The sequence below is a fragment of the Actinocrinis sp. genome (assembly GCF_035605935.1).
Taxonomy (GTDB): Bacteria; Actinomycetota; Actinomycetes; order Streptomycetales; family Catenulisporaceae; genus Actinocrinis.
In genome coordinates, this window is the sequence record NZ_DATNGK010000115.1 from 16,373 (window position 1) to 30,933 (window position 14,561).

Sequence of the window (14,561 nt, forward strand, 5' to 3'; positions counted from 1 at the left end):
CTGATTACCGTCAGAGGTCGAGTCCGGTGAGCACCATCACGCGCTCGTACGTGTAGTCCTCCATCGCGTACTTCACGCCCTCGCGTCCGACGCCTGAGCCCTTCGCGCCGCCGTAAGGCATCTGATCGGCGCGGTAACTGGGCGCGTCACCGATGATCACGCCGCCGACTTCCAGCTCGCTGTGCGCCCGGAACGCGGCCTGGACGTCGTGCGTGAACACACCGGCCTGGAGTCCGAAAGCGGAATCGTTGACCGCCGCGAACGCCGCCTCGGTGTCGTCCACCTGCTGCACGACCAGCACCGGGCCGAAAACCTCCTCGCAGACGACCTTGGCGTCTGACGGGGCGTCGACCATGACCGTCGGCGCGTAGGCCGAGCCCTCGCGGGTGCCGCCGATGAGTACCTTCGCCCCAGCCGCCACGGCCTCCTCGACCCACTGCTCGACCCGGATCGCTGCTTGCTCACTGATCATCGGGCCGACGTCGGTCGCCGGGTCGTTCGGGTCACCGGTCTTCTGCGCGGCCACCGCGTCGAGCAGCTTCGGCAGCAGCCGGTCGTGGACGGCTCGGTCCACGATGACTCGCTGCACTGAGATGCAGGACTGCCCGGCCTGGTAGTTCGAGTAGGTGGCGATCCGCGAAGCCGCCCAGTCCAGGTCCTTCTCGCTCGTGTAGTCGCCGAGCACCACGGCCGCCGCGTTACCGCCGAGCTCCAGCGTGACGTGCTTGTGCGGCACCGCTTTCTGGATCATCGCGCCGACCGGACCGGAGCCGGTGAAGGAGATGATCGGCAGCCGCGGATCGGCGGTCAGGTCCGCCATCTGATCGTTCGGCACCGGCAGGATCGACCAGGACCCGGCCGGCAGGTCGGTCTCGGCCAGCAGCTCGCCGAGCAACAGCGCGGTCAGCGGGGTAGCCGGGGCGGGCTTGAGGATGATCGGCGTGCCGACCGCGATCGCCGGGGCCACCTTGTGCGCGACCAGGTTGAGCGGGAAGTTGAACGGCGCGATGCCGAGCACCGGGCCCTTGGGGAAGCGGCGCACCACCGCGAGCCGGCCACTCGCCGCGGGGTCGGTGTCGAGCCGCTGGAGGTCACCGGAGAAGCGGCGGGCCTCTTCCGCGGCGAGGCGGAATACAGACACCGCCCGGCCGACCTCACCCTTTGACCACTTGAGCGGCTTGCCGTTCTCCGCGGTGATCAGTTGCGCGATCTCATCGGCCCGCTCGGCAAGCCGCCGGGAGACATGGTCGAGGGCGGCGGCGCGGGCGTGTGCGGGCAGCGCGGCGGTCTGCTTGGCCGCCGATTCGGCTGCGGCGACTGCCTGCTCGATCTGCGCCCGCGACGGCACCGAGACGGTCGCCAGCGTCGTGCCGTCGTAAGGCCTCGTCACCTCGAGTGTCGCCTCGCCGGTCGCCGGCGCCCCGGCCAGCCAGAACGGACGCGGGTCGGTCGCAACAGTCATCGTCGGCTCCATCCGAAGCTCTTGGCGGCGCTCTTCCGCTTCACCCTAGGTCCGCCGGTCAGCGCGCGTCGCCCTACACTTTGCCGCCGATTTCGGCTGCGGACCCGGCAACGTGACAGGTCTACCGCTCTACCCGCGCAGGTTCACCAGAACCGGGGGCGTGCGGATGCCGTCCGGCGTAGCCAGCGAGATCAGCGCGTGACCGGTCGGCACGTCGTTGATGATCTCCGAGGCGGACCAGACCGGCCGCTCGATGGCCCTGGTCGCCACCGAGCGCGAATACTCCACCGCGGTGTTCCCGGTGATCGACTGGATGACTGACTTCTCCTTCTTTCCTCCGGGCGTGGATACATGGCCGGAGCCGGTGGTCGTGGCAGAGCCAGTCGTCACCGTGGTCTCAGCAGACCACTGCGTGCCCCAGTACTCGGCGAAGTACCGCGCGTCCTGCGGCTCGACTCCCGCGAAGACCGCCTTGCAGCCGGTCCCGGTGAACACCGCGGAGCGCAGGTGCTCAGGGAACTGACCCATCGATTGGGTCAACAGCACTATCCCGGCGTTCGCCGCACGCGCGCGTTGCAGCCCTTGCACGACGTATTCGTCCACGAAGCGGCCGGCCTCATCGACGATCAGGCCCTTGAACACGGAGCGATCGGCGTCCGGCGCCGCGACGACCTGCACGAACTGCGCGATCGCCAACCGCGCGAGAATGCGCGCGGCCTGCGGAGAACTGCCCTCGGGCAGGGCGATGCGCACGCGCACCGGCCGGTTGATCTCGCGCATGGAGAAGCGGCGCGCCCGACCGTCGAAGAGGTCGATCAATGCCGGGCGGTCGAGCAGCCGCAGCCGCTCGTTGAGCAGCGGGACCGGGCTATCGCGCAGCACCGCGTCGATCAGCTCGCGCAGTGTCGGGTAACGCGATTCCCGCTCGTAGAAGCCTGAAATGACCGAGTACAGCGCGTTACGCGCGGCCGAGTCAGCGGCCGGATCGCGGTGCGCGGTCTCCGGGGGCAGCACTGCGCCGGCCAGCCGGTCGGCCGCCTCATCAGGGCTCGACGCGCCACCGAACAGGTCGAAGCCCCAGTTGGTCCGGTCGTCGCCGGGTCCAGACACGGCCGCGTCAGGTCGACGGTTCGGGTCGATGTCGATATCGAAGAAACCGGGCAGCACCGCCGGCCCGAACGCCGAGCCGGTCGGGTCGATCACCACCACCGAGGCCAGGCCGACGAGGGTCTGCAGGCCGAGCAGCTCGATGATCGGGCGGGCAAAGGACCGTGTCTTGCCGGAACCGGGCGGCCCGACCACGAGCATGGATGTACGCAGCACCTCGGTGTCGAGCGCGAACCACTGGTTCTGGTGCGTTACCGGATTACGCGGGGTCGGAGCCGCGACGCCGAGCCGCGCCTGACCCGTTATCAGGTCATGCTGCACCAACCGCGGGACCGGCAGATCGCGCTGCCGGGATTCGTGCACGAACGCCGCGCCGCCGAGCTCCTCGATCTGCTCGGCGACCGGCCGCAGCCGCTCCCGGCCCTGCCCTGACTGCGCGGCGCGCGCCGACTGCTGCACGACGCGGGCCACACGCACGTAGTCCACATCCGTCAGCTCGCCGCCGGCCAGTTCATCGTCCAGGCGCCGCGCGGCCGAGTCGAAGCCGGCCTGCCGCAGGTCTTTCCACAAGTCCGGGCGAGCGGCGGGCGCTGCGGGCGCGGCCTTCGGCTCGGGCCGGTATCTGGCCCACATGTGGCGGATCGCGATCGGCCATTTGCCGTAGCTACCGCAGATGAAGACGAGCACTGCGAGGTAGACGATCTGCGCGACGGTGGTCGACAGGCCGATCGAGGTCAGCAAGTATCCGGCGGGCAGTATCAGCGCGAGGTAGAGGATCGGGAGCGCGATCAGGGCGTTGCGTACCCGCCGCCACAGCGTCGGATCGAGCGGCCCCGGACGCCCCGAGGCGTCGGCATCGGGATCGCGGCCGAAGGCGAAGACACCGGGCAGGTCGAGGACGCGCGGGCCGTGCACCCAGCCGAGCAGATCGGGCCGGGTCTGGTCAGTCCACGAAGTGCCGTCCCAGTAGCGCACCTGCGCCGCGCCGCTCGGGCAGGGATACCAGCCCTCGCGCATGCCGTGGCCGTGGCCACCGCCGGTGCCGGCGGCGCCCTGTTCCTGCCCTTGGTGCTGTTCCTGGCCGGAACGCTGCTCCTGGCCAGAACCCTGGGCCGGGACGACCGGACCGTCATGCACCGCCACTGCGCTCTCTCCCTCTGCGTCCGGCCCCCTGCGGAACCCGAGCTGACGAGCCGTCCGCACGATGGTAGCGACCTGCGCCGATCCCGCCGAGACGACACTGCGGCCACGCAGCGTCGCGCCGCAATCCGCAGCCAATACCGACACTGTGACAGCGCTACCGCCAAACCTCCGACGTGCTGCCAAGTGTCCGCGGTGCGTTCCTTGGTTATCGTCGAGAGCAGCCTCGTCCTTTCCGCCTGCCTGTCTTCTACCCGGCTGCACGCCCGAAGGAGCACCCGCCCGATGACGACCTCCCCCCGCCCTGTCGGCGGCCCGTCGGTACCGCAGGAGCGGCGGCTCGTGACCGAGATCCCCGGTCCTCGCTCACGCGAGCTGTTCGCGCGGCGCAACGAGACCGTGGCGCTCGGCGTGTCGACGACGCTGCCGGTGTTCGTCACTCGCGCGGGCGGCGGCGTGCTGGAGGACGTGGACGGCAACTCGCTGATCGACTTCGGCTCCGGCATCGCGGTGACCAGCGTCGGCAACAGCGCCGAGGCCGTGGTCAGGCGGGCCACCGAGCAGCTGCAGCGGTTCACGCATACCTGCTTCATGGTCACGCCCTACGAGGGTTACATCGCGGTCTGCGAGGCGCTGGCCGAGCTGACGCCGGGTGACCACGCGAAGAAGTCGGCGCTGTTCAACTCGGGTGCCGAGGCCGTGGAGAACGCGGTCAAGATCGCCCGCGCGTACACCAAGCGGCAAGCAGTCGTCGTGTTCGATCACGGATACCACGGCCGCACGAACCTGACGATGGCGCTGACCGCGAAGAACATGCCGTACAAGAACGGCTTCGGCCCCTTCGCCCCGGAGATCTACCGGGTGCCGATGGCCTACCCGCTGCGCTGGCCGACCGGCCCCGAGCGCTGCGCCGAGGAGGCTGCCGCGCAGGCGATCTCGCAGATCGAGAAGCAGATCGGCGCGCAGAACGTGGCCGCGGTGGTGATCGAGCCGATCCAGGGCGAGGGCGGGTTCATCGAGCCGCCGCTCGGATTCCTGCCGCGCATCGCGCAGTTCTGCCGGGACAACGGGATCGTGTTCGTCGCGGACGAGATCCAGACCGGTTTCTGCCGCACCGGCGACTGGTTCGCCTGCGAGCACGAGGGCGTGGTCCCGGACCTGGTCACCACCGCCAAGGGCCTGGCCGGCGGACTGCCGCTGGCGGCGGTGACCGGCCGCGCCGAGATCATGGACGCCGCGCACGCCGGCGGCCTCGGCGGAACCTACGGCGGCAACCCGGTGGCCTGCGCCGCGGCCCTCGGCGCGATCGACACGATGCGCGCGGAGGACCTGGCCGGCCGCGCCCGCAAGATCGGCGAGGTAATGATCGGGCGGCTTCGCGCACTCGCCGAGCGGCACCCGGAAATCGCCGAGGTGCGCGGCCGCGGCGCGATGGTCGCGATCGAGCTGGTCAAGCCGGGAAGCCTGGAGCCAGCGCCCGAGATCGCGCTCAAGGCGGCGGCCTTCTGCCACGCCGCCGGGGTGGTCGTGCTCACCTGCGGCACTTTCGGTAACGTGCTGCGCTTCCTTCCACCCCTGGTTATCGGCGATGATTTGCTGAGTGAAGGCCTGGACGTGATCGAGCAGGCTTTCGACTCCATGAGCTGACCGCATTGTCCCCGGGAGTGCGGCCCGAGGGCACAGCGCGGCGCCCGCCCCCGACCCCGGGCGGGCGTCGCGCTCGTCTTTCCGGGGCGCGTACGTCGCGAAGGCAAAGTGGGGCGTGTGAAGAACCTGTGCACGCCTCGCGACGCTGCGTCCCACGTGAGGCGCGCAGCGTACCCTCGAAGGGATGCCGCGCACTTTCGAAGAGACACCGAATTCTCGGCCAGAGCCGATGACAGCGACGCCGACGGCGACGACCCCGTCGCCGGCCAGCGACGCCTCCGCCGGCTCGTCGCAGGGCTCCTGCTTGCTTTGGTGGCTGGCACCGGTCGCGCTGCTGCTCGGCTTCGCATTCCTGCTCTGGCAGGTCAAAACGCACGGTCCGGTCACCCGTTTGGACCTACGCCTGCGTGACGGAATACAAAGCGACGCTCGCGACCCCGCGCTGTCCTGGATGTGGCGGCCTGCGCGCGGCATGGCCGATCTCGGTGACCAATCCGTCGCGCTGTCGGTTCTGTTCGTCAGCACCGTCCTCGCGGTGCGACTCACCCGTTCCTGGCTGCCCGCGATCGTCGCCGCGGCCGCCGTTGCCGCGCTCACGACCGTCATCCCGCTCAAGCTGTGGATCGATCGCCCAGGCCCCAGCCAGAACGTGCTCGGCGACGCGGCACTCGGCTTCTTCCCCTCCGGCCACACCGCGGACGCCGCGCTTTGCTACGGAACCAGCGCGCTGCTGCTGTGCGTCTTCGTCCTCCCGCGCAGCCCGGAGTCGATCAGGAGGCACGGCCGCACGCTAAGCCGCACGGTCACCGCCGGGGCGGCGGTCCTCGTGCTGCTGACGATTTTCGGGCTGCTCTGGTCCAACTTCCACTGGCTCTCCGACACCCTCGGCTCGCTGTGCTGGTGCGGCGCGGCGTTGCTGGTCATTCGGCACTTCACCAGACGAGCGCTGGGCAGTAGCCTTCACCCGCTGTAGCACAGTGCTACAGTGGGAATATGACAGCTTCATTGTCACGCCGTGCGCGAATTCGTGGCGACCGGTATCAGGTGACTCTTCCGCCGGAGATCAGAGCGGCCTTGCACGTTCGATCCGGAGACGAACTCGAGTTCGTCGTCGAGGAAGACGGCACGGTCACGGTGCGGGGATACGTATCGATCCCCGCCGACCAGGCGTGGTTCTTCACGCCTGAGTGGCAGGCGGGCGAGCAGGAAGCTCGGGAGCAGGCCACACGCGGCGAGGGCGAGTACTACGACAACGAGGACGACTTCCTCGCTGCGTTCGAGCCTCGCTGATGCCGACCTATCTCGCCCTAGTTCGCTTCCGCCGAGACTGGGACCGTCTGACACCGCAGCAACAAGGACTGTTTCGTGCCGCGCTAGCTCTGTTCGTGGAAGACCTGCGCAAAGCAGAGGGATTTCGGCGAAGCTTGCGCGTCGAGAAAATGGCAGGGCACGACGTCTGGGAAATGACGTGGGCGCCGGACGGGCGTGCGACGTTCACCTATGGCGAGTCCGTCAAGCCGGGCGAGGTGCACATCGTTTGGCATCGTGTCGGGGCCCACGCAATCTTCAAGGATCCGGTCTGACGTCCCGCCCCTGCTGCCCTCGCGCGCGTCACTTCGGCGCGAGCGCAGCACGTTCAAATGCTTAGACGTTCTGCGGGAAGCCGAGGTTGATCCCGCCGTGCGAGGGGTCGAGCCAGCGCTGGGTGACCGCCTTGGTGCGGGTGTAGAAGTGCACGCCCTGCGGTCCGTAGGCGTGTGAGTCGCCGAACAGCGACGCCTTCCAGCCGCCGAAGGAGAAGTAGGCGACGGGGACCGGGATCGGCACGTTGATGCCGACCATGCCGACCTCGACCTCGTTGCGGAACCTGGCCGCGGCTCCGCCGTCGTTGGTGAAGATCGCGGTGCCGTTGCCGTACGGGTTGGTGTTGATCAGTTCGAGCGCTTCGTCGTACGACGCCGCGCGCACCACGCTGAGGACCGGGCCGAAGATCTCGTCGGTGTAGATCTCCATCTCCGAGGTCACGTGGTCGAAGAGGGTCGGGCCCAGCCAGTAGCCGGCCGAGGTGTCCACGCCGGTCTGCTCGGCGGAGTCGACCTGGTGCTCGCGACCGTCCACGACCAGGCTCGCGCCGGCCTTCACGCCCGCGTCGAGGTAGGAGGTGACCTTGTCCCGGTGCGCGCTGGTGACCAGCGGTCCCATCTCCGAGGTCGGCGCGCAGCCGGGGCCGACCCGCAGCTTGGCCATCCGGTCCGTGATCTTCTGGACCAGTTCGTCGCCGACCGGGTCCACCGCCACCAGCACCGAGACCGCCATGCAGCGCTCCCCCGCCGCGCCGAACCCGGCGGAGACCGCGGCGTCCGCGGCCAGGTCGAGGTCGGCGTCGGGGAGGACGACCATGTGGTTCTTCGCGCCGCCGAGCGCCTGCACCCGCTTGCCGTAGCGCGTGCCGTTCTCGTAGACATAGCGCGCGATCGGAGTTGAGCCGACGAACGAGACCGCCTTGATGTCGGGGTGTTCGAGCAGCCGGTCCACGGCGACCTTGTCGCCGTGCACGACGTTGAACACGCCGTCCGGAAGCCCGGCCTCCTGCCACAGCGCGGCCAGCCAGTTCGCCGCGGAGGGATCCTTCTCGCTGGGCTTGACCACGACGGTGTTGCCGGTGGCCAGCGCGATCGGGAAGAACCACATCGGGACCATGGCCGGGAAGTTGAACGGCGAGATGATCGCGACCGGGCCGAGCGGCTGGTGCAGCTCGTAGACCTCGACGCCGGTGGAGGCGGATTCCACGAAGCCGCCCTTGACCAGGTGCGGAATACCGCAGGCGAATTCGACCACCTCGATGCCGCGGGCCACCTCGCCGAGCGCGTCGGAGTGCACCTTGCCATGCTCGGCGACGATGAGCGCGGCCAGTTCCTCGCGCCGGGCGCTGAGCAGTTCCCGGAAGTTGAACAGCAGCTGCACCCGCTTGGCCAGCGAGGTCGCCCGCCACTGCGGGAAGGCGGCGACGGCGGCGGCTACCGCGTCGTCCACCTCCCGGACCGAGGCGTAATCCACGACGCCGCTGCTCTGCCCGGTGGCCGGGTCGTGCAGATCCCCGCGCCGATCAGCGACGCCTGACCAGGGCGCCCCGTCGATCCAGTGTGTGACGTGCTTGCTCACGGCTTATCGCCCCTCGGTTCAGTGCGGTTCAGACGACGCTGCGGTACGACGGCTCTGTGCTCTGTATTCGAGTCTGCTGGGCGGGCAAGGGAGCTGCCATTGTCACTATGTCGGCGCTGGGGTCATTCGGCTTACACCAGGCTGCCCGGAATGCCCGGCGTGCACGGCTCAGCTGTCGAAGCCAAGTCCGGCGCGATCAAGGGTCCGCAGCCATAGGTTGCGCTTACCGTCATTGTGGTCGGCGCGGTCCAGTGACCAGCGTGTGAGGTTGACGCCGACCGCCTTGAACGGTTCCGGCGGGAAGGGCAGCGGCTTGGTGCGGACCAGTTGAAGGTCCGTCAGCTCGGTGGGCTTGCCGCTCAGCAGGTCAAGCATGACGTTCGCGCCGAAGCGGGTCGCCCCTACGCCGAGTCCGGTATATCCGGCGGCGTACGCTACCCGGCCACTGTGTGCGGTACCGAAAAACGCACAGAAGCGAGTGCAGGTGTCGATGACGCCGCCCCAGCTGTGTGTGAACTTCAGACCTTCCAAGTGCGGGAAGGTCTCGAAGAAATGCTGGGCCAGCTTGCTGAACGTCGCGGGGCGCTGATCCAGTTCAGCGCGGATGCGGCTGCCGTAGTGATAGATCGCGTCGTAACCGCCCCACAGGATGCGGTTATCGGCAGTGAGCCGGTAGTAGTGGAACTGGTTACCGCTGTCGCCGATGCCCTGACGCTCATTCCAGCCCGTTTCGGCGAGCTGTCCGGCACTCAGTGGCTCCGTCATGAGCACGTAGTCGTATACCGGCACGATGTACGGCCTGACGCGCTTGAGCAGCGACGGATAGGCGTTCGTGGCCAATACCGCCTGATCGGCGACCACCCACTTGCCCTGTTTGGTGCGCAGCGACGGCCCGTTCACGCTTTTCTCCAGCGCGACGACCGGCGAGCGCTCGTAGATGCGCACGCCTAGCTCCAGGCACACTCGCTGCAGGCCCCAGGCGAGTTTCGCCGGGTGGATGATCGCGCAGCCTTCCCTGTCCCAGGCCGCGGCGAGATAGGACGGCGAATTGACCTGGGCGCGCACGTGCTCGGCGTCCAGGAACTCGACCTGCTCGCCGTACTGCGCGGCCAGGTCGGCGTACTCGCGCAACTCAGCGACCTGCCACGGGGCGGTGGCGACGTTCATTTCACCGGTGCGTTCCCAGTCGCAGTCGATGCGGTACTTGCGCAGCGTCGCCTCAATCGCGTCCAGGTTCTCCGCGCCGAGACGGGTGAGGGTACGCAGTTCGTCGGGAAAGCGGTCGATTCCGTTAGGCAGACCATGGGTCAGCGAAGCCGCGCAGAACCCGCCGTTACGGCCGGACGCCGCCCAGCCGATCCGAGCGCCCTCGAGCACGACTACGTCGCGGCCGGGATCTCGTTCCTTCGCCAGCAGCGCGGTCCATAGCCCGCTGTAACCGGCGCCGACAACCGCGAGATCACAACGCACGTCCTCGCGCAGCGGCGGAAGCGCGGCGGGGCGGCCGGGGTCGTCCAGCCAGAATGACTGCGGTACGGCCCCGGCCAGCGCGTGACTCACGTCCATGGTCATCGTCGCCGTGCCCGTAGGCGTCCGAGCACGAGCATGCCCGCAATACCCGTCATCGTCACAAGCATCATCATCGACCCGATCACATCGATTTGCGTGGGCACGGAGCGTTGTACCGCGCCGTAGACGTAGAGCGGGAAGGTGATCTGGTCGCCAGCGGTGTACTTAGTGACGATGTAGTCGTCCACGGAGAGCGCGAACGAGAGCAGCGCCGCGGCCGCGATTCCCGGCGCGACCAGGGGCAGGGTGACCTTCAAAAAGGTCTGTCTCGGCGTCGCGTACAGATCCTGCGCCGCCTTCTCCAGCGTCGGATCCAGGCCGGCCAGCCGGGATTTCACCGTGACCACGACGTAGCTCAGGCAGAACATGATGTGGCCGATCACGATGGTCCAGAAGCCCATCGAGCCGCTGCCGATCGTGGAGAAGAACAGGGTCAGCAGGGTCGCGCCCATGATGATCTCGGGTGCGGCCATCGGGAGGAAGAGCAGCACGTTGACGGCCGGGCGGGCGCGGAAACGGTGCCGGGACATGGCGAACGCGGCCATCGTGCCGAGGATGGTCGAGGCGATCATGGCCACGACGCCGATTTCCAGCGACAGCCCCATGTGCTGGCAGATGTCGCCGACCTGGCAGGGGTGCCGCCAGGCGTCGGTGGAGAACTGATGCCAGATGTAGTTGTACTTCCCGACAGGCGCATTGAACGACATCACGAACATCACGACGTTCGGCGCCAGCAGGAAGACGAAGATCAGCACTGCCGTCGTCGCCAGCGCGTGCGCACGGACCCAGTCGAGCGGACCGCGGCGGCGGCTGGTGCGCGCGGCGGGCGCCTTGCCAGACGCCCGGTCGGTCGGCGCCAGGCTGGCAGCGGCGTCGGTACTTGCAGTCAGCGCGGACACTAGAGCAGGTCCTCCGTTCCGGCCTTCTTCACGTACAACAAGACGATCGCAAGCGTGGCGGCCATCAGGATGACCGACAGCGCGCTGGCCAGCGGATAGCCGGTGGAGTCCTGCAGGAATTCGTGCTCGATGCTCTGGCCGATCACCAGGGTGTTCGGGTTGCCGAGCAGTTGCGCGTTGACGTAGTCGCCGACGGCCGGGATGAAGGTCAGCAGCGTGCCGCCGACCACGCCCGGCATGGACAGCGGCAGGGTGACCCGTCGCCAGGTGGTCAGCGGCGAGCAGTACAGGTCCGCCCCGGCCTCGTGCAGCCGCGGATCGATCTTCTCCAGCGAGGTGTAAAGCGGCAGCACGGTGAACGGCAGGAAGTTGTACACCATCCCGCACACCACGGCCGCCGGGCTGGCCAGCACGTGATTGCCGACCGTGAAGCCGATGGCCGAGGTGAAGTTCAGAACGTGCAGGTCATTGAGGACGTGCACGACGACGCCGTTGTCCGAGAGGATCGTCTTCCAGGCGATGGTGCGGATCAGGAAGCTGGTGAACGAGGGCACGATGACCAGCGCCATCAGCAGCGTCTTCCACCTGCCGCCCTTGAACGCGATGAAGTAGGCCAGCGGATAACCCATCAGCAGGCAGAAGACCGTGCACAGGAAGGCGAACAGCAGCGAGCGGCCGAACTGGCCGTTGTACTGCGACCAGCCGTCCGAGAAGTTCGCCCAGCGCCAGGTGAGCGCGTAGCCCTGATCCAGGCTGCCTTCCTGCACCGAGGCCGAGACCGAGGTGAAGATCGGCACGACGAAGAAGATGATCAGCCACAGCAGCGTGGGCGCGAGCAGCAGGTAAGGCAGCCGGTTGCGCTTGCGGCGCTCAGGCAGGTCCGGCTCGCCGATCGGCTTCGGCGCGGGCGGCACACCCACGTTGACGGTCTGCGCGCTCACGCGGCGGCTCCGACATCAGACGCCTCGTCGTCCGGATCCGATCCGGCGTCCAGATCTTGCGCGCCGTCCAGGCCGAAGGTCTGCGTCGGGTCCCAGTGCAGCAGCACCTGCGTGCCCGGCCGATGGATCTCCTGGCCGGCGTTCTGCTCGAAGACACTCATCTCCTCGCAGCCGACCTGCGACCCCCACGGCATCTTGACCAGGTACTGCGTGGAGACGCCGATGAATGAGGCGTCGCTGACCACGCCGCCGGTCAGCACGTTGTGCCCGTTCGGTATCCGCGCCGCATCTGTGGCCAGGGAGACCTTTTCCGGCCGCACCCCCGCGATGATCCGACCCGAATCGATCCGGCTGCGCGCCGCCGGCAGGGTGAGTCGCTGACCCTGCGCGTCGAGCGTGATCGTGTCGCCGTCCTTGGCGGTGACCTCGCCGATGATCAGATTGGACTGGCCGAGGAAGTTCGCCACGAAGGTCGAAACGGGGTTCTCGTACAGATCGGCGGGCGAGCCGAGCTGCTCGATCCGCCCGGCGTTCATCACGGCGATCGTGTCGGCCATGGTCATCGCCTCCTCCTGATCGTGCGTCACATGCACGAAGGTGAGGCCGACCTCGGTCTGGATCCGCTTGAGCTCGATCTGCATCTGCCGGCGCAACTTCAGGTCCAGCGCGCCGAGCGGTTCGTCGAGCAGCAGCACCTGCGGCTGGTTGATCAGCGCCCTGGCCACCGCGACCCGCTGCTGCTGGCCGCCGGAGAGCTGGGCCGGCTTGCGCCTGGCCAGGTGCCCGAGTTCGACCAGGTCCAGCATCTGCTCGACCTGGGGCTTGACGTCCTTGATCCCGCGCCGGCGCAGGCCGAAGGCCACATTCTCGAAGATGTCCATGTGCGGGAAGAGCGCGTAGTTCTGAAAGACGGTGTTGACCGGCCGCTTGTACGGCTTCAGGTCGGTCACCTCGCGCTCGCCGAGGAAGATACGGCCGTGCGTCGGATCTTCGAGCCCAGAGACCATGCGCAACGTCGTCGTCTTACCGCAGCCAGAGGCACCAAGCAGCGCGAAGAACGAACCCTGCGGAATCGTCAGACTTACATCGTCGACCGCGGTGAACGCACCGAACCGCTTCGTAATGCGTTCCAACCGCAGGTCACTGCCGCCCGCTGGGTTATCCGCGCCAGCGTTCGCGCCGGTTCCCGTACCTGTACCTGCGTCGGCTGTCGCCATGTTCATCGCCATCAGCCCGTCACCTGAAGGTACTTCTTGGTGTACGCGTCGAGCTTGGCGACGGTGATCGCCATGAACGGCTTCGCAGTAGACAGTTCTTGCGCAGTCGGCACGATCAGCGGGTTCGACGCCGCGGTGGAGTCGAGGGTCTTGAGCGCGTCGACAGCGCCGCTGACCACCGGGATGTAGTCGATGTAGTCGTCCAGCTCTGCCGCGACGTTGGGCTGAAGGTAGTAATTCATCAGCTTTTCGGCGTTCGTCTTGTGCCGCGCGTAGTTCGGGATGCACATGTTGTCGTACCAGGACAGCGAGCCCTCCTGCGGGAAGACCGTCTTGAGGTAGTCGATGCCGAGCGCGGCCACGTCGCCGGAGTAGGCCATGGTCACGACGGTGTTGCCCTGGGTGAAATCGGAGAGGTAGTCGTTGCCCGAGTAGGCGCGCACCTGTCCTGCGTCTTTCGCCTTCTGGATGTAGGCGATCGCGGCGTTGAAGTCGTCGTCGGTGAACTTCGACGGGTCCTTGCCGAGCGCGAAGAGCGCGAACGCGATCGTGTCCTCCATCTCGGCCATCAGCGAGACCTTGCCCTTGAGGTCCGGCCTGGTGAACAGCTCCTTGATCGAGGTGATCGGCGTGGAGATCAGCTTGGCGTTGTACGCGATCACGGTGAAGCCCGAGGCCCACGGCACCGTGTAAAGGCGCCCCGGGTCCACCGGCACACTGGCCATCTGCGCGGTCATGTTGCCGTGGTTGGGGATGTTCGCCAGGTTCAGCTTCTGGATGTAATCGTTCTCGCGCAGCTTCGGAATCATGTAATCGGACAGCACGATGATGTCCCGGCCGGTGTCCTTCCCGGCCGCCAACATCGGGTCGATCGTCGTGTAGAACTCGTTGTTGTCGTTGATGTCCTCGGTGTAGTTGACCGTGATCCCGGTCTGCGCCTTGAAGTCGTCCAGCGTCGGGTGCTTGTTCTTGTCCTTGGCGTCGATGTCGATGTACGCCGGCCAGTTGGAGAAGTTGATCACCTTCTCCGTGGCCGAATAGTCGGTGCTCGCGTGGCCGGTGGCCTGTGCCACTGGGACGGTCTTGTGCGCTGGCGCGGTACCGCAGGCCGCGAGCGACCCGGTGCCCGCGACCGCGAGCCCGCCGAGGGCGGCATTGCGCAGGATGGACCGCCTGGTCATCGCCGCCGACTGAGCATGGGTGGCGGAGGAGCGTCGCAGTGAACCGGCCCGTGCGGCTTGGGCGAGAAGCTGAGCCTGCTCCTGCGCCTCCTCCCGCTGCTGTGGCGTGCCTATCTGTGCGGAGCGTGCGGCCTCGGACATCGTGGAATGGCCTTCCTGCTGGAGACGTGGGGTATATCAGTCCCGTCACGCGCCCGCGGGCGCGGTAGAGAGAAAGAGGGATGACTCGGTTGGCG

12 protein-coding genes are annotated in these 14,561 nt (G+C 67.7%); 4 read left to right on the forward strand and 8 right to left on the reverse strand.

All coding sequences use genetic code 11. The features are described 5' to 3' along the window. Positions 1 to 10: 10 nt before the first annotated feature. Positions 11 to 1,462 carry an aldehyde dehydrogenase family protein gene (locus tag VN779_RS10010; protein ID WP_325722184.1) on the reverse strand — a complete coding sequence of 484 codons (1,452 nt, stop codon included), beginning with the start codon at positions 1,460 to 1,462 and terminating at the stop codon, positions 11 to 13. A 129-nt stretch (positions 1,463 to 1,591) separates the two neighbouring features. Then, entirely contained in the window at positions 1,592 to 3,712 is a 2,121-nt protein-coding gene (locus VN779_RS10015) for a DUF2510 domain-containing protein (protein WP_325722185.1), read from the reverse strand. A 282-nt stretch (positions 3,713 to 3,994) separates the two neighbouring features. Between VN779_RS10015 and gabT the strand changes: the two genes are divergently transcribed. The 4 genes from gabT (at position 3,995) to VN779_RS10035 (ending at position 6,939) form a co-directional block, all read left to right on the forward strand. Next, positions 3,995 to 5,356 (forward strand): 4-aminobutyrate--2-oxoglutarate transaminase, encoded by a 1,362-nt coding sequence (gabT, locus tag VN779_RS10020; RefSeq protein WP_325722186.1) that lies wholly within the window; start codon positions 3,995 to 3,997, stop codon positions 5,354 to 5,356. 229 nt (positions 5,357 to 5,585) lie between these two features. After that, positions 5,586 to 6,329, forward strand: coding sequence for a phosphatase PAP2 family protein (locus VN779_RS10025; protein WP_325722187.1), 744 nt, complete (start codon positions 5,586 to 5,588; stop codon positions 6,327 to 6,329). Between the two features lie 20 nt (positions 6,330 to 6,349). Then, a complete protein-coding gene (locus tag VN779_RS10030) occupies positions 6,350 to 6,646 on the forward strand; it encodes an AbrB/MazE/SpoVT family DNA-binding domain-containing protein (RefSeq protein WP_325722188.1) in 297 nt (98 codons plus the stop codon). Then, a complete protein-coding gene (locus VN779_RS10035) occupies positions 6,646 to 6,939 on the forward strand; it encodes a hypothetical protein (RefSeq protein ID WP_325722189.1) in 294 nt (97 codons plus the stop codon). The genes VN779_RS10030 and VN779_RS10035 overlap by 1 nt, the downstream gene beginning before the upstream one ends. A 61-nt stretch (positions 6,940 to 7,000) precedes the next feature. Here VN779_RS10035 and VN779_RS10040 read toward each other — a convergent pair whose 3' ends face one another. The 6 genes from VN779_RS10040 to VN779_RS10065 all read right to left on the reverse strand — a co-directional run bounded on the left by VN779_RS10040 (position 7,001) and on the right by VN779_RS10065 (position 14,466). Beyond that, positions 7,001 to 8,518 (reverse strand): CoA-acylating methylmalonate-semialdehyde dehydrogenase, encoded by a 1,518-nt coding sequence (locus tag VN779_RS10040; protein ID WP_325722190.1) that lies wholly within the window; start codon positions 8,516 to 8,518, stop codon positions 7,001 to 7,003. A gap of 168 nt (positions 8,519 to 8,686) precedes the next feature. After that, positions 8,687 to 10,084, reverse strand: a complete 1,398-nt coding sequence (locus VN779_RS10045) for an FAD-dependent oxidoreductase (RefSeq protein ID WP_325722191.1) — start codon at positions 10,082 to 10,084, stop codon at positions 8,687 to 8,689. 2 nt (positions 10,085 to 10,086) lie between these two features. Further along, positions 10,087 to 10,986 (reverse strand): ABC transporter permease, encoded by a 900-nt coding sequence (locus VN779_RS10050; RefSeq protein WP_325722192.1) that lies wholly within the window; start codon positions 10,984 to 10,986, stop codon positions 10,087 to 10,089. Beyond that, complete coding sequence (locus VN779_RS10055; RefSeq protein ID WP_325722193.1) at positions 10,986 to 11,927, reverse strand: ABC transporter permease; 942 nt, start codon at positions 11,925 to 11,927, stop codon at positions 10,986 to 10,988. Before VN779_RS10055 ends, VN779_RS10050 begins: the two co-directional genes overlap by 1 nt. Next, complete coding sequence (locus tag VN779_RS10060) at positions 11,924 to 13,150, reverse strand: ABC transporter ATP-binding protein (protein WP_414639631.1); 1,227 nt, start codon at positions 13,148 to 13,150, stop codon at positions 11,924 to 11,926. Before VN779_RS10060 ends, VN779_RS10055 begins: the two co-directional genes overlap by 4 nt. A 5-nt stretch (positions 13,151 to 13,155) precedes the next feature. After that, entirely contained in the window at positions 13,156 to 14,466 is a 1,311-nt protein-coding gene (locus tag VN779_RS10065) for a spermidine/putrescine ABC transporter substrate-binding protein (protein ID WP_325722195.1), read from the reverse strand. Positions 14,467 to 14,561 lie beyond the last annotated feature (95 nt).

Bases quoted from the DNA above. Each gene is read 5' to 3' on its own strand.
- VN779_RS10060 (WP_414639631.1), bottom strand. From the start codon at position 13,150: ATGAACATGGCGACAGCCGACGCAGGTACAGGTACGGGAACCGGCGCG.
- VN779_RS10045 (WP_325722191.1), bottom strand. From the start codon at position 10,084: ATGGACGTGAGTCACGCGCTGGCCGGGGCCGTACCGCAGTCATTCTGG.
- VN779_RS10035 (WP_325722189.1), top strand. From the start codon at position 6,646: ATGCCGACCTATCTCGCCCTAGTTCGCTTCCGCCGAGACTGGGACCGT.
- VN779_RS10030 (WP_325722188.1), top strand. From the start codon at position 6,350: ATGACAGCTTCATTGTCACGCCGTGCGCGAATTCGTGGCGACCGGTAT.
- VN779_RS10065 (WP_325722195.1), bottom strand. From the start codon at position 14,466: ATGTCCGAGGCCGCACGCTCCGCACAGATAGGCACGCCACAGCAGCGG.
- gabT (WP_325722186.1), top strand. From the start codon at position 3,995: ATGACGACCTCCCCCCGCCCTGTCGGCGGCCCGTCGGTACCGCAGGAG.
- VN779_RS10010 (WP_325722184.1), bottom strand. From the start codon at position 1,462: ATGACTGTTGCGACCGACCCGCGTCCGTTCTGGCTGGCCGGGGCGCCG.
- VN779_RS10025 (WP_325722187.1), top strand. From the start codon at position 5,586: ATGACAGCGACGCCGACGGCGACGACCCCGTCGCCGGCCAGCGACGCC.